The organism is Rheinheimera soli, from assembly GCF_021290985.1.
Lineage (GTDB): Bacteria > Pseudomonadota > Gammaproteobacteria > Enterobacterales > Alteromonadaceae > Pararheinheimera > Pararheinheimera soli.
Map to the genome: position 1 here is coordinate 60,201 of NZ_JAJOYU010000020.1, position 21,789 is coordinate 81,989.

The following is a 21,789-nucleotide window of genomic DNA, read 5'->3' on the forward strand; positions in this document are numbered from 1 at the left end:
ATTTAATCTTGTTTTGTTAATACCAACAGCTGTTCAACCTGCTGGCTTAAGTCAGAGCAGGACAAACGAATGGATGAGGCATTAATTCGCACTGTAGCAGCATCCTCAGCCCCCTGTTCTAAGGCCGTCAGCGTCATGTTCAGATCGGTCAAAGCCCCTTTAATTTTGTGCTGTAAAATGTGCTCCACGTCATTTTTTAAGCGAAAACTGTCTTGCAATGTATCAATCTGATTGCGCATTTCTTTAGCACTTTGGATCAAAGCAGCATGAGTTTTCACTCTGGCTTTGACCACGGGCGGATTCACAGGTTTGGTGATGTAATCCACAGCACCCAATTCAAAACCCCGCACTATATCCATGGTTTGATCCAAAGCTGTTAAAAAAATCACGGTAATATGCTGGGTGTGTGGATCAGCTTTTAGGCGTTTACAGACTTCAAAACCATTCATTTCCGGCATCATCACATCCAGCAACACCAGATCAGGCTGAGGTTCTGCCGCACAAATCTTTAATGCTTTTTCACCACTGGTGGCAGCCCCTACTTTGTAGTCTTTGCGCAAAATGTCGCTGATCACCTGAATATTATCCACCACATCATCCACCACCAGAATACGCAGCTGTTGTTGCAATGGCTCATCTTTAGCAGACTCTGCAGCTTTTTTCTGGGCAGCAGAGCGGGCTGGTCCTTCAATGGCCCGCAGCACTCTTTCACTTAAGATCTTGGCAGAAAAAGGTTTCACCACATACTCAGACACACCTGACTTAATAGCCTGGATCACTGCGGCTTGCTCAATAATGGAAGAGAGCATAATAAAAGGAGTGCGGTTATGTCTTTTATCCGCACGCATTTTGGCAAGCAACTCCATGCCATCCATTTTTGGCATTTGCCATTCAGATAACACTAAATCAACCTGCTTGAGCAGCATCATACTCAGCGCATGTTCGCCATTGCCTGCCTGTAACACCTGACCAAAGCCCATATCCCGCAGCATAGTCGCCACAGTTTCACGTACAATATCTGTGGCATCCACCACCAGCACTGTCATTTCAGAGTATGCTTTGCGTACCGGCTCTGCTGCTTCCGTTGTGGTATCCATAGCTTTGACTGTCATAGTGTTGCACTCCGGCTTTCTCTTCTGTTTTGCAGGTTACTTTCTTTTTTACTGCATGGGAATCATTCTGCCCGACAAAAGTGCAGCTATAAATTCAACAGCCCAACTTGACGAATAAGTGCGGATGGCTGACAGTTGAGCCAGAGCCTGTTATCCAAACGCCTTGTTTTATCCGGAGAGTCTGATTGAATCATTTGTATCTACAGTGCATCAGGCTGCTGGCATTTGTTATTCCTGCGCTGCTGATGTTCACAGTGGCAGCCACTGAACAAAAAATTGAAAAACTATCGGTGTACAGCAGGTTAGCCAATCCGCAAATTTACAGTGTGGCCAAAGATCATCAAGGCTTCTTATGGTTCGGCACAACGGACGGGCTGAAACGTTATGATGGTTATCAGTTTATATCCTTTCAGCATGAGCCAGACCAGCCAGGTTCCCTGTCGAATAATAATGTTGGGGTGATGCTGCATGATTCACAAAGCAGGCTTTGGGTAGGTACCTGGGGTGGCGGACTGAATTTGTACCAGCCACAAAGTCAGACCTTCCGGCATTTTCGCCACGACCCGCAATCGGCAAGTTCCTTAGGCGCAGACAGAGTACAATCCCTGTTTGAAAGTAAATCCGGTGAGATATGGGTTGGCACCAATGGCGGTGGCTTAAATTTATATCAGCCACAAAGCGACACTTTTAAAAGTTACACTCATGATCCTGCTGATCCGCAGAGTATTGGCAACAACAGGATTTGGGGCTTAGCGGAAGACAGCAAACAGAATTTATGGGTTGCAACTACGGATGGTTTGTATCGATTTAACGCTGAGCAGCAGCACTTTCATAAATATGGTGTAGCCGAAGGCTCTTTGGATCATCCTGAAGTACGCTCTATTTTTATCGACGCCCAAGATCAGCTCTGGGTTTCTACCCGCTTGAGTTTCGGCCGCTTTGATCCGGTCAGCAACAGCTATCAGCGCTATGCATTACCTGATGGTGAACTGCCCAGCGTAAATAGCATGACGGCTCAGGGAGATGTACTTATTCTGGCGACTCTGGCCGGGGTCTATCATTTTAATACCAAAGACAAAAGCTTTAGCCCTGCGGCATTAAATGGTGACTGGTCTTTGCTCGGCAACCATGACGTGCGCCAGGTGCAGCTCGACTCTACGGGGCTTTTATGGGCAGCCACCCGTTATGCTGGTGTGGTGAAAGTATTTCCACGCTTGCCCGCTTTTGAAGCCTGGAACAACTACTTAAGCCACAGGCCGCTGTCTGGTTTGTATTCTCAGGTGCAAAGTATGATCGCAAGGCCTGATGGCGGTTTATGGCTGGGCACAGGCAAAGGTTTAATTGCATTTGATGGCAAACAGCAGTTCAGTCCCTTCACTTCAGACAGCTTTCCAGGCCAGTTCACCCGCTTTCTCATTAAAACCATGGCTTATGACAGTCAAGACCAGCTTTATATCAACACAGATTCCGGCCTGTACAAACTGGATCCACAACAACTGCAAATCCAACAACTGTCTCTGGACTGGATGACGTTAGCCGGAGATGGCATAGAGTCGTTGGCGGTGGATAAAGAAGATCAGCTCTGGCTGGTGCTGTCCTCCACTCATCAACTGGTACGTTGGGATCCAAAAACCAATACCACTGCCTACTTTTTAAAGGACGTAGATCCGGTCTTCAGTTTTGTTGACCAGCAAAATGAAATTTGGGTTGCCACGCTAGGAGACGGCACCTATCGCATTTCAGCCGATCGCAAACAGATTTCACATTTTTTACCTGCGACCAGTCAGAGTCTGAGCAATACCAATCTGAGCACTGCCAGTGTCCTTGCCATACAACAAGCCGATGCGGATAGCTTGTGGTTTGCCACCAGCCAGGGGGTAGACCTTTACTCGAAGAAAACCGGTAAAGTGACTCACTTTAAACACGTGATCGAAGGCGAAGTCATTTCAGTGCAATCCATGGCGCTGGATACGTCAGGCATGTTGTGGCTGGCGACCTCTCATGGTGTGTCCCGGCTGGATCCGGATACGGGAATATTTAACTACTTCACTACCAATGATGGCTTAAGCAGCAATGGTTTTTTACCCCGCTCCGTGACCCAAACCCCGGATGGACGGATCTTTTTTGGCAGTGTTGAAGGCATCACTGCTGTGCATCCATCTCAAGTCCTGGTTAATGAAATGCCGCCTCCGGTGGTCATTACTTCAGTCAAAATTGATGGTAAACATCAGCCTTTTCCATTGCCCGAATTAATTGAAGTTGCAGCTGATTTTAAAAATTTAAGCATTGATTTTGCCGCTCTGGATTTTCAGGCCACTGAAGACAACAGATATCAAACCCGATTAGTGGGTTATGACGATCAATGGAGCAACAGAACGCCCGAACATAAGGTTAACTATGGCCGTCTGCCGCCAGGTGACTATCAGTTTGAAGTGCTGGGCAGCAATAACCATGGCGTCTGGAACCCAAGTCCACAGCGGCTGAAACTAAAAATATTACCGCCCTGGTACCAAACCACTGTGTTTTTAGTCGCAGCACCGCTGACGCTGGCACTGTTGATCTTTTTCTGGTTCAGAGCCAGAACCCTGGCTCAGCAAAAACGCGAGCAGCATTTAACCGAACAGGTCAGTCGACGCACTAAGGATATTTTGTTGCTGGGCGAACTGGGCAAAGAGATAGCCGCTACTTTTGAGCTCGAGCAAGTAGCACAGAAAATCTATAACCACCTGACCACAGTGCTCAACACCGATACTGTGGCTTTGGGTTTGTACGATCAGCAGCGCTCGGAGCTGAATTATCTGTTTGCCATGCGAAAAGGCGAGCGAGTTGACCCAGTCACAGTGCAACTGAACAATCCGCATCGTCCAAGCTGCTACTGCATAGAACAACGGCAAGAATTTATCGTCTCCAACGCATCGGATTGGGCTCGTTATGGTTTATCACCTCAGCATTGCCTGAATGGCCCGCAGACCCAGACCGTGATTTGTGAACCTTTGATTGCAGGTAAGCAACTACTGGGGATTTTGACCATTCAAAGTGACCAGAACGACGCCTTTAATGAAGCCCAAATCAATATGTTGCGTATTATCGCCAGCCACGCTGCAGTCTCTGTCTCCAACGCCTTATCCTTCCAGCAACTGTCTGAAACCCGCCAACGTTTTGAAATGGCAATGGTAGGAGCCAATGCTGGTTCCTGGGAGCTGAATAACCAAACCGGAGAGCTCATTACCAATGAAATCTGGGCCACTATGCTGGGTTATACCCCTGACGAACTGATGGCATTGTATGGCAACACCATAGATCAGCTTAGTCAGTTGGTGCATCCGGAGGATCTCGCCAGAGCCAACAGCGACTTTATTAAACACATCAAAGGTTTCAGCGATATTTACCGTGCCGAAGTCAGGATGAAAAGCCGCAGTGGTCAATGGAAATGGATGCTGAGTGTGGGTAAAGCTATTCAGCACAAGGTGTTTGGTATTTTGCTGGATGTCAGCGAATCCAAAGCCATGGAAAGTGCTTTGCTGGACGCCAAAGAAAAAGCTGAGCATGCCACCAAAGCCAAATCCGACTTCTTATCCAATATGTCGCATGAAATCCGCACTCCGATGAATGCAATTATCGGTATGAGTCATCTGGCACTGAATACAGAATTAGCGCCCAAACAGCGCAATTACATCGAAAAAGTACACCGCAGCGCAGAAGTCTTGCTCGGTATTATTAATGACATTCTCGACTTCAGTAAAATTGAAGCAGGTAAGCTGAACCTCGAACAAACCGAGTTTCAGCTCGATGCAGTGCTGGAACAATTGGTGGATTTGGTCGGGCTAAAGGCAGCTGAAAAACACATAGAATTGCATTTTTCTATAGCCCCTGATGTACCCGCTGTTTTGCGTGGCGACCCACTGCGTTTAGGCCAAATATTGACAAATCTGGGCAATAACGCGGTGAAATTTACCGAGCAGGCCGGTGAAATCACGGTTTCAGTGCATTGTGAACAACAAGAAAGCAATCAGGTGCTGCTGCATTTTGCCGTCAAAGACAGTGGCATTGGCATGAGCGCGGCACAACAGGCCAAATTATTTCAGTCATTCAGTCAGGCCGACAGCTCAACCACCCGCAAATACGGCGGCACAGGCTTAGGTTTAGCTATTTGTAAAACCTTAACTGAACTGATGCAAGGTGAGATTTGGGTTGAAAGCGCTGAAGGCCAGGGCAGCACTTTTCATTTTACCGCCCGCTTAGGTTTAGTCAGACAGGCTCACACTGAGCTTGTAGTACCAGCAACACTAAGTGGATTAAAAGTATTAGTAGCCGACGATAACGACACAGCCAGGGATATTTTAGCTGGCTTGCTGCGCCAGCAGGGTTTTGATGTCACTACGACAAACAGTGGTGAACAAAGCTTAACTCTGCTGCATGAAGCCGCTCAGCAACAGCCTTTCCAGTTATTGTGTATTGACTGGAATATGCCAGGACTGGATGGTTTAGCAACTATTGCCCGACTAGAACAGCAGCCACTACGTCATAGGCCTAAAATCATGCTGGTGACCGCCTACGGTACTGATGAGGCCCAGCAAGCGTCGGCAGATCTGAGTATTCACAGTTATCTGGCTAAACCTTTTACTCGTGATAGCCTGTTGCAAGCTGTATTGCATGCTTGTGGCCACAGTAGTGATGTCCGCCACAAAGAAAATGGGGTAACAGCAAAAGTTCAGGCTGCGATCCGACAACTGCGGGGTGGCCGTATATTGTTGGCAGAAGACAATGCTCTGAATCAGGAATTGGCCATGGAATTACTGACCAGCAATGGTTTGCTGGTTACTTTGGCCGAAGATGGTCAACAAGCACTGAATTTACTGCAACAGCACCACTTTGATGCTGTGCTGATGGATTGTCAGATGCCTGTGATGGATGGTTACGCCGCCACTGCAGCTATTCGTCAGTTAGAACAGTTTAAACAGCTACCTATTATTGCGATGACCGCCAATGTGATGGCGGCTGATATTCAACAAGCGCTGGATGCCGGTATGAATGCCCATATTGCCAAACCTATTAACGTCAATGAGATGTTTTTGGTGATGGCAAAATGGATCAAGGTAGCTCATCCCCAGCCTGAAGTGATGCCAACGTCTGAGCAAGCAAACCAACTTCAACTGCCTGAGTTAGCGGGTATAGACACAGAGGCCGGGCTTGCGGTCAGCCAGCACAAGCAGGCTTTGTATCTGAAGTTATTAAAACGTTTTGCCGATTCCAATCAGGATTTCAGTCAGCAGTTTCAACAAGCCCTGCAGGACACAGACCCTGAAGCCGCCAGTCGTTGTGCTCATAGCTTACGGGGTTCAGCAGGAAATATAGGTGCCAAGGCCGTGCAGTTTGCGGCACAAGCTTTAGAGATGGCCTGCCGTGAACACTCCGATATTGCAGCGCCTTTACTGCAGCTTGAGCAGGAACTGGCAGTGGTATTAACGGCATTAGCACAACTCAACAGCAGTCAAAACGAAAGTGCAAAACAGCAACAGACTGCAGATCCGGCACAAGTACAGAACTTACTGCAACAACTGGCAGCCTTGATAGCAGACAATGACACTGAAGCTGTGGATACAGCAGAACAATTGCAGCAGTTACTCAGCGGCACAGAATATAAAACGGCTGTAACCACTTTGCTGAGGCATATCAATAACTACGATTTTGATGAAGCTGCTGTTGGCTTAACCCTGTTAATCCAACAGATGGAGAGCAAACTGTCTTAGCGCAGCAACGCAATACGGCCAGTTTTCACTACTTGTTTATAGATACGGGGCTCTGGTGCCAGTACATACAAGTCGCCATTCAAACCAGTAAGTTGAACTGGCACTCCGACTTGATTTGCTACCTGAGCATTAGCCTGAATATGTGCGGCTTCGCCATGCACTGGCACAGCAATTTGAGGTTTAACCCAGCTGTACAACAATTCCAATTCACCGCGACACGGGTGACCAGAGACGTGAATAGGTAAATCAGTGTCGTGGCTTTGTAAGGTTTGAATCTCACGTTGCTGAAATTGCTGCACCAGCTTTTCGATAAAAGCTTCATTGCCAGGAATAATAATAGAGCTGAAGATCACTAAATCACCGCTTTCCAGCGACAACTCCCGCTGCATATCGGCCGCTAAACGGCTTAAAGTCGCTTTAGGTTCGCCCTGACTACCGGTGGCGACCACTAAGACTTCTTCTTTGGGTAAATAGCCTAAATCATTGGCGTCTATCAAATGAATATCATCTGGCCAATGCCCTGTTGCACGAGCAGCACCCACCATATTTTGTAAAGAGCGGCCGAGCAGCGCCATATAACGGCCGGTTTTATTGGCCACCCGGCCAAGGGCTATTAAACGCCCGACATTACTGCTAAAGCCACTGACTACCACCCTGCCCGCAGCCTGACTTATCACCTGCAACAAAGCCTCGTAACAGTCGCTTTCCGACACTGAAAAACCTTCGCGCAATGCATTGGTGGAATCACAGACCATAGCTGTGACATTTTCCTGGGCTAAACGCTGAAAGACGCGGGGTTTAAAGGCTTTGCCTGTCATAGGTGTTGCATCTATTTTCCAGTCGGCGGTGTGAAACACCGAACCTGCGTCAGTGCGGATCATCAGACAATGCGGCTCAGGAATGGAATGAGTAATAGCCAAAAACTGCACCGCAAAAGGGCCTATATGTTTGGTGTCGCCGGTTTTGACTTCAATGATAGGGACTTTATCTAAAAGCCCTACTTCGGCGAGCTTACGACGCAGAATTTCAGCCGTAAAAGCAGTGGCATAGACAGGGCATTTAAAACGAGGCCAAAGTGCAGGCAAAGCACCTATATGATCTTCGTGGGCATGGGTAATAATAATGCCTGCTAAATTTTCAGGTTGTCTGGCAATAAAAGCCGGATCGGCAGCCACTACATCGGCCTTTTGTAAGCTGTCAGGCTGCAGTGGACTGTTAAAAGTCACACCACAATCCACCATCAGCCACAAACCGGCATGACCATATAAATTCAGGTTCATGCCAATTTCGCCTGTGCCACCCAAAGGTAAAAACCACAAATCAGCGCGGCCCGGTATTAAATCCACAATTAGTACTTCCTGCGCTCAGACTTTTGTATCAGTGACAATAATACGGCTAGTGTAGGCCTATTGGTCAACTCATCCTAGCAATAAAGCAGCGCAAGTTTAGATCTCCGGACTTTAATGCACTGGCCCTGCTTTTTGATCAATTTGCTGTTGCAGTGATTTGGCAAAACCCAACAAAAACAGCACCTCCGCCATCACAAACAAAGGCCCAATTAACAACCCCACCAGATCATCGACAAAAGCCGGTTTTTTGCCTTCAAAATAATGTCCGATAAACTGCAGTACCCAACCCAACACAAATACGGCAACAGACCAGCTTAACCAGGCTGCAGTGCTGTCCAGTGCAACCAATTGCAGCGCCAGAGCATAACAGCTTGCGCTAAACACCAGCATCACCAGTCCCATACTCAGACTTAAACGGAAATAAAATACCAAAGCGCCAACCAACAGCAGATGAGTGGCTGTGATACCAGCCGCTATCTCAAACGACAACAAGCTGAATAAGGCAATAACAATCAGCGGTATACCAGCAAAGTGGGTATAAATATTACGTTGGTCTCTGTGGTAATGAGCGTATTGAATGAGATGCTCTGACAAGGTTTTCATAGGGTTCTCCTTAGCGAAAAAAACACTCTAAGGCAGAACCTTATCTAAGCTCTGTCAGCTAACCGACAATCAGGACACTTTAATTCGATGGCATCTCTGCTGCTTGTTTTAACAGTGTCAAATCCAATACTTCAACTTGAGCATAATTAATGATTCGGAACCTCCGCCGCTTGTTTTAATAAGTACAAATCCAATACTTCAATTTGAGCAAAATTAATGATTCGGAACCTCTGCCGCTTGTTTTAATAAGTACAAATCCAATACTTCAATTTGAGCAAAATTAATGATTCGGAACCTCCGCCGCTTGTTTTAATAAGTACAAATCCAATACTTCAATTTGAGCATAACTGGTGCGGATCACCCCATTTGCTACCAGCTGTTGCAATAGCTGGTTAATGGTCTGGCGTGATAACGACAATAATTGCCCAAGCTGCTCCTGCTGCACCGGGATCAGATAACGCTCATCCTGCTGATGCAAACGGCATAACATCAATAAACGCCGGGCCAGACGAACTGAAGCGGGTAATAAACTTATATCTTCCAGCGCCTGAAACACCAGCCGCATTTTTTCAGTCAGTAGCTGACCAAAGCGTTGCCACCAGAGCGGATCCTGCTGCACCAATTGCTGCAAAGCTAAATTATTCAACTGCAGCAACTGACAAGCCACGCTGGCGGTCGCATCATGAGTGCGGGCTTTACGATCAAACAAGGCAATTTCACCTATCCAATCCCCTGCTTCCACTATAGTCAGCAAAGCTTCGCGGCCTGAACTATGTACACCTGCTATCAGCAAAGCGCCGGATAACAGCACATAAATACCATCAAACTCATCACCGCGACTGAATAAACGTTGCCCTGCACCCAGTTGCACCAGTCTGGCATGAGCTAACCACTGCTGCTGTTGGCTGACTGACAAAGCCGCAAACCAGTGGCTGTGCTGTCGAAGCTGTAATGCAAAATGGTCAGACATAACTAAACCTGAGCTTATCAAGCTGAATAATTCAAACTGTGCACAAGGTAGGAGATCCGGATAAAATCAGCAAGTACAGCAGCGCCAGTTTCAGGAAAGCAGATGAACAGAAGACAATTTTTAATAGCAGGTGCAGCAGTTTCTGTTACAGCTGCCGCAGGATTAGAGCTTGGCAGCAGAGGTTTTGAAGCCAACTGGGCTGAGTTGATAGAGCAACTACGCTCGTTGCAGAATAAAGAACTGACCAGCAGCGGTAGCTGGAATCCAAGCCAGGTATTTCAGCATCTGGCGCAAAGCGTGCAGGGCTCATTTCAGGGTTACCCTGAACATAAAGCGGCCTGGTTTACTCATAGTATCGGACCTGTCGCCCTCAAAGCTTTTAAAACCGCAGGCGCTATGCATCATCCGCTGGATGAAGTGATCCCAGGCATGCCGCAGCTTGACGCTACTCTACCAACACAACAGGCATTGCAAACCTTGTTACAAGCCTTAGAGCAATTTGCACAAAGCACCACTCTTACCCCACATTTTGCCTACGGAGTGCTTGATCATCAGGACTATCAGGCCGCTCATGTGATGCATATACGTCAGCATTTACAACAAATTCAAAGTCTTTAATCCGCATGACTACAAAGGACTGACAGCTGGGGCTACAAAAGCCGGAATATGCCAGCACTCTGCATCAGCAGCTGTTTTTACTGCCGTTATTGCTGGCATATGCTGCGCCACCACCTGATCAACAATAGCTGTTGCCATCAACGCCATCTGATCAAAGTTATCTATGCCGTTATTAGCAAAACCCTTGCGGGTACGGTGAATATTAAATTTGTCGGAGAAGCTGCGCCCAAAAGCCTGTTCCACTCCAGTTTTCCCCAGTATAAAGCCATAAAGCCCACCCCAGGTTGCAGCCGGATTATCTGAATCCCAACCTGCCAATACAGCTATTTTAATTGTCTCCTGCATATCGCCTTCACCATAAAACAAGCTGACCAAACTGGCGGCAAAGTTAATACCAGCAGCAAAACAGCCATTGCAATACAGCTTTTTGCCGGTAATTTCATAACCATCTTTGGCTTCTAGCTGATAACGCTGATACAGCTTGTCTCTGGCCTCTTCCCAGGGCATTCCGGACTGATGCAAAGACCAGACATAATCAAACATCTTGGCCGGATACTGGTTGGACGGCAGCTCAGCGCGAGCCTGCTGAGCAATTCGCAGCAATTGCGGTTGTACGGCTTTGGTTGGATCCACTGCAGCTGAGAGCGCATGCATCACCACATAAAAATTAGCAATGTCAGCAGCTTCAGCATAAGCCGTGGTGCGTATAGGTAAATAGGCCAGTTTGGAGGCTATATCAGCACGGAACGGCGCCAGAATACCAAAGAGCTCAGTGGTGAGCTGGGCATCAATCATATCGTAGTGCGGGTTATTTGCTGGCATACCAGTAAAAGGCGGCAGAATATTTTGCTGCATTAAATCAAAAGCGTGCTGATTCGACACCCATAAAAAATTTTCTGGTTTGCCTTCTGCTGTTTTAAAAGGAGTTTCTGAATCTTTGTAAATATGCGCCAGCCATCCATCACGGATTTGTTCTGCGCTGAGCAGTGGCTTTTTGCTGTCGTGCATCAGTTTCAGATAAATATATTCAATATCGCTGTCATCATCCGAGCCCCATACTTCATCTTTATCAGCCACTACCCAATCAATAGTGTCCGATAAATTACTCGGAATACCCTGACCCCAGATACTGGGCTGATCTTTTTTTTGCCAGTCCTTGCGGGTATAAAACTGCCCTGCAGGCCCGTCACCACCAATTTTATCCATTTCAGTGACCAGCCCGGTCCAATTGGCAATACTCAGCCCCAGCCAGAAACCATGCACCTTATCGGCATAGAGTTTTTTATCCAGCGTATAAGCGCCTGTTGCAGCCGCCGGACACAAAGAGACTTTCTGCTGCGCAGACACAGGCAAAGCCATCAGCATAAAAACAAAAAACCATCCGTTACATATTCTGCAAACAACAGACCTCATACCAGCCCCAATGAAAGCACTTACAATGACTCTGTTATCCAATACCAGTACCCGGCTGTCAAGCATGGTGACGATTCAAGGTTGATAAGCTTGTGCCACAGTGATGAAAAGGATCAAAAATCCCGGCACATCAGCGCATGAAAAAACCTCACTTATCGAGTAAAAATAAATCACCCATAGCTAATATGCATAAATATGAGATTCATGTAGTTTACATTTCATACTCACCGAAGAAAAAAAAACAACAACACTGCACAGATAAAGGGCTGAAACAAAATTTAAACAAAAATGGAGAAATGAATTTAATTTGTTAATTATTGAATATAAATTCATCATGCAGTTTGAATGGCTATTGTTTTCTGATTTTTTCTGTGTTTCTATCGGATGAAACGCCAAAAAAACACGACCAATAGAGGTATTTTCCATGCAGTTTAAGCCCAGCCTGTTATCGCTGACCATAGCTTCTGTTTTAGCAGCACCTGCTATTGCTGTAAAAGCAGAAGAGTTAGCAGCACAACAACAAGAAATTGAGGTGATTAATGTCACCGCAACCCGCCGCAGCGGAACAGTGCAGGAAGCACCTCTGAATATTACAGCTCTGGACAATGATGTCATAGCCCAGCAAAACATCAGCGAACTGGCAGATATTGCCCGCTGGGTACCAGGCTTAACCATTACTGATCAAGGCGGCCGTGAAGCCTCCCCTATTATTGTGCGTGGTTTAAATACCAACTCGTCAGGCCCTGGTTCTGACGGTGGTACAGTCTCTACTTATATTGGTGAACTGCCTGCTGCTGTGGATCTGAAACTGGTTGATGTGGAGCGGGTTGAAGTGTTAATTGGCCCTCAGGGGACTCTGTATGGCGCTGGTACTTTGGGTGGCGCTATTCGTTACATTCTGAATAAACCAGAAACTGATGTCACCAGCGCCAGCATCTTTGGTGATTTATCATCGACAAAAGAAAGTGACAGCTTAGGCAAACAAGGGGGTTTTATTGTCAACCTGCCGCTGATTGACGATACATTAGCCTTACGTGCTTCTCTGAATTACCTGAACGACCCAGGTTACATAGATTACAACTATCTGGTGCGTGAACCTGGGGTATCACTGACCGATCCGGATTGGAGTGACAGTGCTGAAGTAGCAGAAAACACCTCCCGTAAAGCAGACGCCAATGGTGAACAAACCACCACTGGCCGTATAGCTTTGCGCTGGACGCCAAATGACTGGTTAGACAGCACCTTAAATTACTACTTCCAGAACGAAAAAATTGAAGGCCGTGGTATTACTCACTACGACGCGTTAGGTGAAGCAAACCCGTTAAAACCCTTGGTTGGCAAATATGAATCAGCCTACCGCTATGAAGAACCAAATGATATTGATAACTCGCTATTAAGCCTGGAAGTCAGTGCAGATTTAGGTTTTGCCGAGCTGGTATCTGCTACGGGTTTAGCTAAAGCAGAAGAGCATGGCCAACGTGATCAAACCGACTTATTGATCCGTCTGAATTATGGTTATGAAGAGTTTCCGGCTTTCTCTGCTTTTACCCGCGAAGATGAAGAAGAAGAAGTATTCACTCAGGAGCTGCGCTTAGTCTCTGCAGGTGACAGTGACTGGAACTGGATTGTGGGTGCTTTTTATAACAAGTCCGAGTTTGAAGGCTACAGCAGAGAATTTACCCCTGGTTTTGATCAATACGCTCTGACTGAGTGGGAAACTGGCGGTAACCCGCGTCCTGACGCTTTAGAATATATTTCTGTCGACGACACCACTGTCACTGAAAAAGCAGTGTTTGGTGAACTGGGTTATCAGATGACAGAACAACTGGCTTTTACTGTCGGCGCTCGTTTTTATGACTACGATGTAAAATCCAGATCTGCCATCGACTTGCCTCTTTACAATTCAGTGTTCGACGGTGCGCCATCTGATGCTATTACGCTGGACTTTAAAGACGCCAACGCAGAAGACAGCGGTAACTTGCTGAAATTTAACACCAACTATAAATTCACTCCGGATGTGATGGGCTATTTCACCGTCAGTGAAGGGTTCCGTATTGGCGGCTCTAACGGTGTAGCGCCATGTCCGGTGCCACTACCAGAAGATCGTCAGATTGTCTGTGCCCTGCCGGATGAACGCATTTTTACCCCGGATATGACAACCAACTATGAGCTGGGCTTCAAAACCAGCTGGTTTAAAAACAAGCTGCACTTTAATGCTGCTTTATTTAATGTGGATTGGGAAGATGCTCAGGTTTCAGGTGCAACAGTCAATGGTCAGCAACCTATTGTCACCAACGCAGCGTCCGCCAATTCCAGAGGCATTGAAATTTCAGCCCGGGCTATTTTACCCAATGGTATCAGCACTTACGCCACTTACGCTTACACCAAAGCAGAACTGACCAGCGATGCGCCATTCCTGTTTGCGGTAGTCGACGATCAGGGCACTGAATTGCAGGACTTTTATGACGGTAAAGACGGTGACAGACTGCCGGGTTCACCTGAACACCAGTTCTCTTTAGGCCTGAACTATCAGACCGAAATTCTGGATGGCAAACAGTTGGATCTGACCTACGGTTTAACTTACCAAAGTGATGTGATTTCCAAAGTGGGCCTAAGGGCGGACGGTGAAACCTTGCCAGCCTATAGCCTCAGCAACGTCGCAGCCAAACTGGCTGACGACAGTTGGTCTGTTACCTTCTATGTCGATAACCTGTTTGATAAGTATGCCTTTACTTCAGTCCGTCGCGATAAAGGCGATATTGGTCTGGCGACTTATCCAGAGATGAATGTAAACGACCCGGCACTGCAACGTAACTACGGTCATTTTATTTTGACGCCAATGACTGTGGGCATGAAGTTTAACTATCAGTTTGAGATCTAAGCTCAGTTGAGGTAAAACTGGTTTTTATGAAGGGCACTGTCAGTGCCCTTATTTTTCCGGAATAGTATGACTCTACAACTCGCTCCAGCCTTACGCCAACAACACCAGCACGCCATGCAACTGCTCCAGCAACGCCGTTTTAAAGAGGCGCATGCCTGCTTGGCCCAGTTGCTGGAACATCAGCCAGATCATGCTGACAGTTACTTTTTATTAGGGGTGATTAACCTTGAATATGGTCAGGTGCAGAAGTCTGTTCGTTTAATAGAAAAAGCCGTCAGCCTGCACGCAAAAGATGAGTATCTGGCGCATTTGGCCAAAGGCTACAGTCTAACAGGCGCTTTAGAAAAAGCCAAAGCCATAGCCGAAGCTTTGCCTGCAGAGCAAATTCAGCAGGCTTTAACTTTAGATACCTTAGGCGTAGCGTTAAGCCGGGTGGGTTTACATCAACTGGCGTTAAGCTATTTTCAACATGCTGTTCGTTTGCAACAAAACAAAGCCAGCTATTTATACAACCTTGGTGTGTCATTGAAGTTTGTTGGTGACTTTCCTTCCGCCAAAGCCGCTTTTGAGCAGGCTTTGCAGCTCGAACCCACTTATTATCAGGCTCATTATGCCATGAGTGATTTGGCCATGACTTCAGATCCTGAAGCCAGGATCAATGAGTTACAACAGGTTAAAACCAGACTGCATTCGCCTGATGCTTTATTGCATATAGGTCATGCATTGGCCAAAGAATACGAAGCCATACACAACTACCCGGCCGCTATGGCAGAGCTGGCACAGGCCAAACACCACAAATCTCAGACTCTGAATTATCAGGTCGAAGAGGATTTAGCCTTGTTTGCTGCCGCCACTCAGCATGCAACCAGCCCAGTACTCTGCACCACTGGCTGTCCAAGCCGCGAGCCCATTTTTATTCTCGGTATGCCCCGCTCAGGCACTACCTTAGTGGAGCGTATTTTAAGCAGCCACAGCGACGTATTATCTGCTGGTGAACTACAGGATTTTGGTTTAGCAGTCAAAGAGCTGACAGCAACACCCAGTGATAAAGTAGTGGATGTGGAGACCTTAAACGCGGCTTATGCGCTGGATTTTAACGCCTTAGGCGAACGTTACCTTGAGCGCAGCAGAGTGGTGACTGGCAGCAAGCCACGTTTTATCGATAAGCTGCCGTTTAACTTTTTTTATATCGATTTGATACGCCGTGCCCTACCCAATGCCAAAATTATCTGCATGATGCGTCACCCAATGGACACTTGCCTTGGTAACTACAGAGCACTGTTTTCCCTCGGTAGCCCTTATTATCGTTATGCCTTTAATCTAAAACACACCGCTCGCTTTTATGCCGCTTTCCACCAACTGGCTTTGTTCTGGCAACAGCAAAATCTGCCGAATTTCAGACTGCAAAGTTATGAGGATCTGGTGCAAAACCCAGAGCAGCAGATTGCTGAATTACTTGAGTTTTGTGATCTGGATTGGCAACAAGCTTGTTTACATAGCGAACTGAATCAGGCCCCAGTGTCTACCGCCTCTAAAGTTCAGGTGCGTGAGCCTGTGAATACAAAATCTGTCGGGCGCTGGCAGAAGTATCAGCCTATGCTGGAGCCATTGTTGCAGCAGTTGAAAGCCGCAGGTATAGATCTATAGAGCCTGTTGTCTTAGCGCCTCATTTCAGCCAGTAGATAAAAGTACCTGCCTTGGTCGTTACTGTCCTGAAATGCATAAGAGCTGCTATAACGCCACCAGCTTTGCGTTTGCATCGCGTTGTAAACAACAATAAAGCGCTCTGGCTCGTATTCATAACCCCGAATTTCACAGATACTGGTTTTGCAGGATACTGAACTCAGCTCTACCTGGCTGGCATGCTCGTGAGTAGCAAAATGGTCAGCTATTTTTAGCTCCATCTGATAAGCCCATTCGCTGTCTATGTCTTCCAACTGATGCTGATTCAGATAATCAATAGCCTGGCCTGCTTGTTTCGCCATCAGACTGGCAAAAGGTTCGGGTAGAAAGGAACTGGCGTGCTCAGGCTTGATAGCAGTCTCAGCAGCATCGCTGTTTTGCTCAGGTTCTTCAGTTTCAGATACTAAGTTTTGCTGTAAAGACTGCTGAGCCAACTCCTGTCTTTGGTCCCGCGCAGATAATTGCTGTTCTAAAGCTATGATCCTGTGCTGCAGTTGTTCCACTTCTGCGACATCGACTTCAGCCGTCACGGCTAAAGGTTGAGCCCTCAGTTCTGGCAATTCGGGCTCTACATTTTCCTGCGAAATCGAATTGGCAGGCTGCTGATTACTGCTATTTAGTTGCAATCCGGTCACCAGACCCACAATAAATACCACTGCAGACACTATCAGAACATGGGTTGTTTTCACTTTAACTCCTTTTACAGAACCAGACTAACAGCAAGAGCACAAAAAACCAAAGCTATAGTCTTTATGGCTATTGAGTTGCCGACAATAAAGAGCGCTCCACTGCTTTGCCTTTAAGGATCACCCACTCTATTTCATCATAAGCTCGCACATCCTGCAGTGGGTTGCTATTGAGTAATAACAAATCGGCATCCAGCCCAACCGCTACCAGACCAATCTGATGATCCATGCCCAAAGCTTTGGCATTGCCACTGGTCATGGCGCTGAACAGCTGCGATAAACTCAAACCAGTTTCCAGCCAGCGATCCATTTCCCAGCGGCCATTGATACCTGGGAACTGACTATAAAAAGGGCCACTTGGCGTATCGCTGCCAAACTGCAACAAAGCACCTCGCTGCTTTAAATCTGCAGTCATTTTTTTCACTGTATTCAGGGGGTGCTGATAAGCCTGCTTGATCTGTTGATACAGCTGTGCCGGATTTTGTGCTGGCGCAAAATTGCCAGCCAGCTCTTTATTCATCCACTGCCCTGCTTCTGTTTGATACCACTGGATCAGCGACTGAGGTATTGCATGCTGCACTTGTGGGTTTTGGAAAAATGCCGGATTCAGTAATTCCTGCTCACCATAAAGCACCTGAATGGTAGGCTGAACCGCTATACCAGCTTTCACCAGTTGGTCGGCAATCTGATCCAGTTTGCTGTGATTATGTTGTGGCTCAACACCTTTATGGGTATGCCATAAACCATGCACCAACGTATTCACTCCACTGTCCAGCGCAAACTCATAAGCGGCCTGCGAATTACCATGCAAAAACACAGGTAAGCTTTGCTGTTTGGCCTGTGCAACTACTGCTTTCATCAGCGTCACAGAAGGCACGGGTAAGTTACGTTGTGCACCAAAACCTGTTTCATAAAATACCTTGATACAACGGGCACCCTGCTGTTTGGCTATAGCCACCACTGCTTCTGGGCTATGCTCTTCCTTGTTAAAACTGGCCGGATACACATCAGGCTGAGCAGGGTCATACAGCATGAATTGACTGCCCTTTAGCTGAAACTGGCCTTCTTTACCAAAAAACACCGCCGGATACCCATTAGGGATCACCACTGGCGCACAAAAATACGCTTTGGGGCCTAAAGGCAAGCTGTTCCAGTTGGCAATAAAGTTCGCATCCCCTGTTAAATCCAGCACAGTAGTAAAACCAAAATAAGCGTAGCTGCGTGGCATCTGGGCTTTGGCTTGTTGCAGCATCAACTCATCTTTTGCGTCATGGCCTTTGTAACCAGGCACACCATCTAAGTGCACATGGCTGTCGATTAATCCAGGGATCAGATACTTACCTCTGGCATCAATCTGCCTGTCAGCTTGTCCAAGCCTGGTGCCTATAGCCTGAATTTTGCCGTTATTAATCAGTACATCTTGAGCCGTTGAAGCTTGTGGGTTGTCGCCACTGACAATGCTGACATTACGGATCAGCAAAGACTCAGCCTGCACAGCTGCGGTAGCCATCAGCAAGCTCAAAACACTGAGACTGACAAAACGGCTTTTGGTAGACATGAAAGAGTGGCGCATAAAAGTTTCCTGTTGTGATGAACTGCCAGCAACTTTGTGCTTTTTTGCAACGACGCTCGACTCAAAACAGGATCGAGGTCTTAAAAAACAGGTTTCAGGTCCTGTTCGCTACGGATATGATGAGGCACAGTTTAAAAGGCAAATCAGATGCTCAGCTACATTACTTATGTTCAATTCGCTAATGCTTTACTTTGCCTGTTGTTGGCAGCGCAGTTTCTGTTTATGGCATCACCGCGCCCCTGGCCCAAACGTATATTGGGTTTAAACTTTTTACTTTATGCCCATCAAAGCATTCTGCTGATCAGCATTTTGCATGGTCAAGCCGGCGCCTTTAGCTTGTTACGACCTTTAGGGGCTATGTGGTTGGGGCCTTTGTTGTACCTGTATTTTTGTTTAGTACAAAAACCTGACGCAATACTTAGCTGGCGTGATGGACTGCATTTTGTTTTTGGTGCTCTGGTTATTATTTTACTAAAAAACTCTCCCTTCCTTATCGGCGGTATAGACCTGGTCATCATGGCCAGTTTTATTTTGTATTTCCTGTTAATCGCCCTTCGGATGCGGCAGGGAAAACAAAGCTTACAACATCTGGGCACTTTAGCATCGCCCGCTTATCGCTTGCTGATCTGTCTGATGTTGATGGCACTGATCAATATTGCTGCTGAAATTGCGGTGAATCAGGAAATTCAAACTGGCGTAAAGCTGCAGGATTCTGTGGCGCTTTTTGTCGCTGCATGTACTTTTCTGCTGCTGAATATCGCCACCTTGCTGGCCGCTTTACAACGCAGCAACTGGCTGGAATGGATGTATCAGCTTGGCTCGCAACCTGAACAAAAAAGCTTAACTGAAGAAGAGCAACAACGCGCGGCCGACATCATGCAACGTTTTAAACAGCTGGTGATCAAAGAGCAGCTGTATAAACAGGAGTTTGGTATTACCTTGCCGCAAGCCGCAAAAAAACTGCAGTTACCAGCACGCCAGTTGTCCACTGCCATTAATCAGCTGTACGGCCAGAGCTATTCGGTCTACCTGAATGACCAGCGCATCAATGAGGCCAAACGTTTATTGCTGGCTGAACCTGACATGCCGGTGATTGAAGTGATGCAACAGGCAGGCTTCAGCAGTAAATCCAACTTTAATAAAGAGTTTTTACGGGTGACAGGTTTGTCGCCTTCGGCTTTCAGACAAAACAACTCACAAGGCCAATAGCGCAGAATTAAAGGGCTTTATCCCGTCACCCTGGCATTCTGCCCCCTGAATTGCCTTGTATTTTGTGCGCTGCGCTACAATAGACACTGTCAGGCAGCTTTGATTTCCTCCAGCATTCGCACGGGGAGTTTTCTACAGCGAATGTTTCAGTACTGCCTTAAGACATCTCAATCAAGTTCTACATGTTGTCCGGCTGCGCAGCAAGACGCTTTATTACAGAGCGGCATGTGGCTTACTTTTTAGCTAATGGAGAACACCATGGTAAACAAGACAGGCACTGTGCTGTTAAGTCTGGTGATGACAGTCACTATGCTGCAGGCGCAGGCTGCAGAAACAAAAAAGGTCGATGTGCTGCTAATTGGCGGTGGCATTATGAGTGCAAGCCTGGGGATCTGGTTAAATGAACTGGAACCTGGCTGGTCGATGGAAATGGTTGAACGCCTCGACAATGTCGCTGAAGAAAGCTCAAACGGTTGGAACAACGCCGGTACTGGCCACTCAGCTTTAGCTGAACTGAATTACACACCTGAAGATAAAGACGGCAAGGTCAATATCAGCAAAGCCATTGAAATCAATGAAGCCTTTCAGATATCACGCCAGTTCTGGGCCTGGCAGGTGAAAAACAATGTGCTGAAAAACCCGGAGTCTTTTATCAACTCCACCCCTCATATGAGTTTTGTTTGGGGCGATGACAATATTAAATTCCTGAAAAAACGTTATGAAGCACTGAAAGCAAGCCCGCTGTTCAGCGGCATGATGTATTCAGAAGACCCGGAGCAAATTAAACAATGGGTACCGTTGATGATGGCTGGCCGTGATCCACAACAAAAACTGGCAGCCACCTGGAGCAGCTTAGGCACAGACGTCAACTTCGGCGAAATTACCCGCCAGTTTGTCAGCTACCTGCAAACGAAAGCTGAATTCTCGCTAAAACTATCAAGCGAAGTACAGGACATCAGCCGTAACGCCGATGGTAGCTGGCATGTGGAATATGAAAACCTCAAAGACGGCACAGTAACTGAAGTGAACGCTAAGTTTGTTTTTGTTGGTGCAGGGGGTGGCGCATTAAAACTGCTACAAAAATCCGGTATTCCTGAAGCTGACGAATACGCAGGTTTCCCTGTAGGGGGTTCTTTCCTGGTGACTGAAAACGCCACTGTGGCACAACAACATATGGCCAAAGCTTATGGTATTGCCTCTGTTGGCGCTCCACCTATGTCAGTGCCGCACTTGGATACTCGCGTGCTGGATGGCAAACGTGTGATTTTGTTTGGCCCTTTTGCGACCTTTTCTACCAAGTTTTTAAAAGAAGGCTCGTACTTTGACCTGCTGAGCAGCGTCACAACGCACAATATCTGGCCTATGACCAAAGTAGGTGTTGATCAATATCCGTTAGTTGAATATCTGGCTGGCCAATTGATGCAGTCGGATGACGACCGTTTTGCCGCTTTACAACAGTATTTCCCAGAGGCAAAACAACAGGACTGGCGTTTATGGCAAGCGGGTCAGCGCGTCCAAATTATCAAACGTGATGAAGAAAAAGGTGGTGTGTTAAAGCTCGGTACTGAAATTGTGGTGTCGCAAGATGCCAGTATTGCAGGCCTGCTTGGGGCATCGCCCGGTGCATCTACTGCAGCACCTATCATGCTGACTGTGTTAGAAAAAGCCTTTAAAGATAAAGTAGCAACACCAGAGTGGCAGGCGAAAATCCGTCAAATAGTGCCAAGTTACGGCACTAAACTGAACGACTCGCCTGAGCAAGTGCAACAAAGCTGGAATTACACAGCAGAAATTTTGCAACTGACTCCGCCGCCTGTGATTAATGCTGCAGCTATTCCAGCTGCAGCAAAAGATAAACCACTGGAAAGCAAAGCCGCCAGAGATATGGTGCTGTAATAGCGCTTTATTAAAGGTGGTAGCGGCATTAGATAGAAAAAAGGTA

The 21,789-nt window shown here is 47.0% G+C and carries 13 protein-coding genes; 6 read left to right on the forward strand and 7 right to left on the reverse strand.

Translation table 11 applies throughout. From position 1 onward, the window contains the following. Positions 1 to 2: 2 nt before the first annotated feature. Complete coding sequence (locus tag LSG37_RS14320) at positions 3 to 1,112, reverse strand: response regulator (RefSeq protein WP_233080530.1); 1,110 nt, start codon at positions 1,110 to 1,112, stop codon at positions 3 to 5. 185 nt (positions 1,113 to 1,297) lie between these two features. Here LSG37_RS14320 and LSG37_RS14325 point away from each other — a divergent pair, with 185 nt between their 5' ends. Next, on the forward strand, positions 1,298 to 6,862 hold the full coding sequence (locus LSG37_RS14325) for a response regulator (RefSeq protein ID WP_233080531.1): 5,565 nt from the start codon (positions 1,298 to 1,300) through the stop codon (positions 6,860 to 6,862). Here the strand turns inward: LSG37_RS14325 and LSG37_RS14330 are convergent. The 3 genes from LSG37_RS14330 to LSG37_RS14340 all read right to left on the reverse strand — a co-directional run bounded on the left by LSG37_RS14330 (position 6,859) and on the right by LSG37_RS14340 (position 9,784). Continuing rightward, on the reverse strand, positions 6,859 to 8,208 hold the full coding sequence (locus tag LSG37_RS14330; RefSeq protein ID WP_233080532.1) for a ribonuclease J: 1,350 nt from the start codon (positions 8,206 to 8,208) through the stop codon (positions 6,859 to 6,861). The two genes, LSG37_RS14325 and LSG37_RS14330, sit on opposite strands and share 4 nt — an antisense overlap. A gap of 114 nt (positions 8,209 to 8,322) precedes the next feature. Further along, a complete protein-coding gene (locus LSG37_RS14335; protein ID WP_233080533.1) occupies positions 8,323 to 8,814 on the reverse strand; it encodes an Mpo1 family 2-hydroxy fatty acid dioxygenase in 492 nt (163 codons plus the stop codon). Positions 8,815 to 9,094: 280 nt separating this feature from the next. Then, positions 9,095 to 9,784, reverse strand: a complete 690-nt coding sequence (locus tag LSG37_RS14340) for a Crp/Fnr family transcriptional regulator (protein WP_233080534.1) — start codon at positions 9,782 to 9,784, stop codon at positions 9,095 to 9,097. Positions 9,785 to 9,886: 102 nt separating this feature from the next. Here LSG37_RS14340 and LSG37_RS14345 point away from each other — a divergent pair, with 102 nt between their 5' ends. Continuing rightward, positions 9,887 to 10,402: a DUF1569 domain-containing protein gene (locus LSG37_RS14345; protein ID WP_233080535.1), complete on the forward strand. Its 516-nt coding sequence runs from the start codon at positions 9,887 to 9,889 to the stop codon at positions 10,400 to 10,402. 9 nt (positions 10,403 to 10,411) lie between these two features. Here LSG37_RS14345 and LSG37_RS14350 read toward each other — a convergent pair whose 3' ends face one another. Further along, positions 10,412 to 11,767, reverse strand: a complete 1,356-nt coding sequence (locus LSG37_RS14350; protein WP_233080536.1) for an ADP-ribosylglycohydrolase family protein — start codon at positions 11,765 to 11,767, stop codon at positions 10,412 to 10,414. A 472-nt stretch (positions 11,768 to 12,239) separates the two neighbouring features. Here LSG37_RS14350 and LSG37_RS14355 point away from each other — a divergent pair, with 472 nt between their 5' ends. Both LSG37_RS14355 and LSG37_RS14360 read left to right on the forward strand, forming a co-directional pair. Further along, positions 12,240 to 14,696, forward strand: a complete 2,457-nt coding sequence (locus LSG37_RS14355; RefSeq protein ID WP_233080537.1) for a TonB-dependent receptor — start codon at positions 12,240 to 12,242, stop codon at positions 14,694 to 14,696. A 66-nt stretch (positions 14,697 to 14,762) separates the two neighbouring features. Next, positions 14,763 to 16,343, forward strand: coding sequence for a tetratricopeptide repeat-containing sulfotransferase family protein (locus tag LSG37_RS14360; RefSeq protein WP_233080538.1), 1,581 nt, complete (start codon positions 14,763 to 14,765; stop codon positions 16,341 to 16,343). A gap of 11 nt (positions 16,344 to 16,354) precedes the next feature. Here LSG37_RS14360 and LSG37_RS14365 read toward each other — a convergent pair whose 3' ends face one another. Both LSG37_RS14365 and LSG37_RS14370 read right to left on the reverse strand, forming a co-directional pair. Next, positions 16,355 to 17,068, reverse strand: coding sequence for a hypothetical protein (locus LSG37_RS14365; RefSeq protein WP_233080539.1), 714 nt, complete (start codon positions 17,066 to 17,068; stop codon positions 16,355 to 16,357). 67 nt (positions 17,069 to 17,135) lie between these two features. Then, entirely contained in the window at positions 17,136 to 18,638 is a 1,503-nt protein-coding gene (locus tag LSG37_RS14370; protein WP_233080540.1) for an amidohydrolase family protein, read from the reverse strand. Positions 18,639 to 18,785: 147 nt separating this feature from the next. On the opposite strand from LSG37_RS14370, the gene LSG37_RS14375 reads away from it, so the two are divergent. Further along, on the forward strand, positions 18,786 to 19,847 hold the full coding sequence (locus tag LSG37_RS14375; protein ID WP_233080541.1) for an AraC family transcriptional regulator: 1,062 nt from the start codon (positions 18,786 to 18,788) through the stop codon (positions 19,845 to 19,847). A gap of 258 nt (positions 19,848 to 20,105) precedes the next feature. Then, a complete protein-coding gene (gene mqo, locus LSG37_RS14380) occupies positions 20,106 to 21,743 on the forward strand; it encodes a malate dehydrogenase (quinone) (protein WP_233080542.1) in 1,638 nt (545 codons plus the stop codon). The last annotated feature ends 46 nt before the right edge of the window (positions 21,744 to 21,789 follow it).

Excerpts from the sequence above, each read along its gene's own strand:
- LSG37_RS14320 (WP_233080530.1), bottom strand. The coding sequence starts at position 1,112 with ATGACAGTCAAAGCTATGGATACCACAACGGAAGCAGCAGAGCCGGTA.
- LSG37_RS14335 (WP_233080533.1), bottom strand. The coding sequence starts at position 8,814 with ATGAAAACCTTGTCAGAGCATCTCATTCAATACGCTCATTACCACAGA.
- LSG37_RS14340 (WP_233080534.1), bottom strand. The coding sequence starts at position 9,784 with ATGTCTGACCATTTTGCATTACAGCTTCGACAGCACAGCCACTGGTTT.
- LSG37_RS14345 (WP_233080535.1), top strand. The coding sequence starts at position 9,887 with ATGAACAGAAGACAATTTTTAATAGCAGGTGCAGCAGTTTCTGTTACA.
- LSG37_RS14350 (WP_233080536.1), bottom strand. The coding sequence starts at position 11,767 with ATGCTGATGGCTTTGCCTGTGTCTGCGCAGCAGAAAGTCTCTTTGTGT.
- LSG37_RS14355 (WP_233080537.1), top strand. The coding sequence starts at position 12,240 with ATGCAGTTTAAGCCCAGCCTGTTATCGCTGACCATAGCTTCTGTTTTA.
- LSG37_RS14360 (WP_233080538.1), top strand. The coding sequence starts at position 14,763 with ATGACTCTACAACTCGCTCCAGCCTTACGCCAACAACACCAGCACGCC.
- LSG37_RS14370 (WP_233080540.1), bottom strand. The coding sequence starts at position 18,638 with ATGCGCCACTCTTTCATGTCTACCAAAAGCCGTTTTGTCAGTCTCAGT.
- LSG37_RS14375 (WP_233080541.1), top strand. The coding sequence starts at position 18,786 with ATGCTCAGCTACATTACTTATGTTCAATTCGCTAATGCTTTACTTTGC.
- mqo (WP_233080542.1), top strand. The coding sequence starts at position 20,106 with ATGGTAAACAAGACAGGCACTGTGCTGTTAAGTCTGGTGATGACAGTC.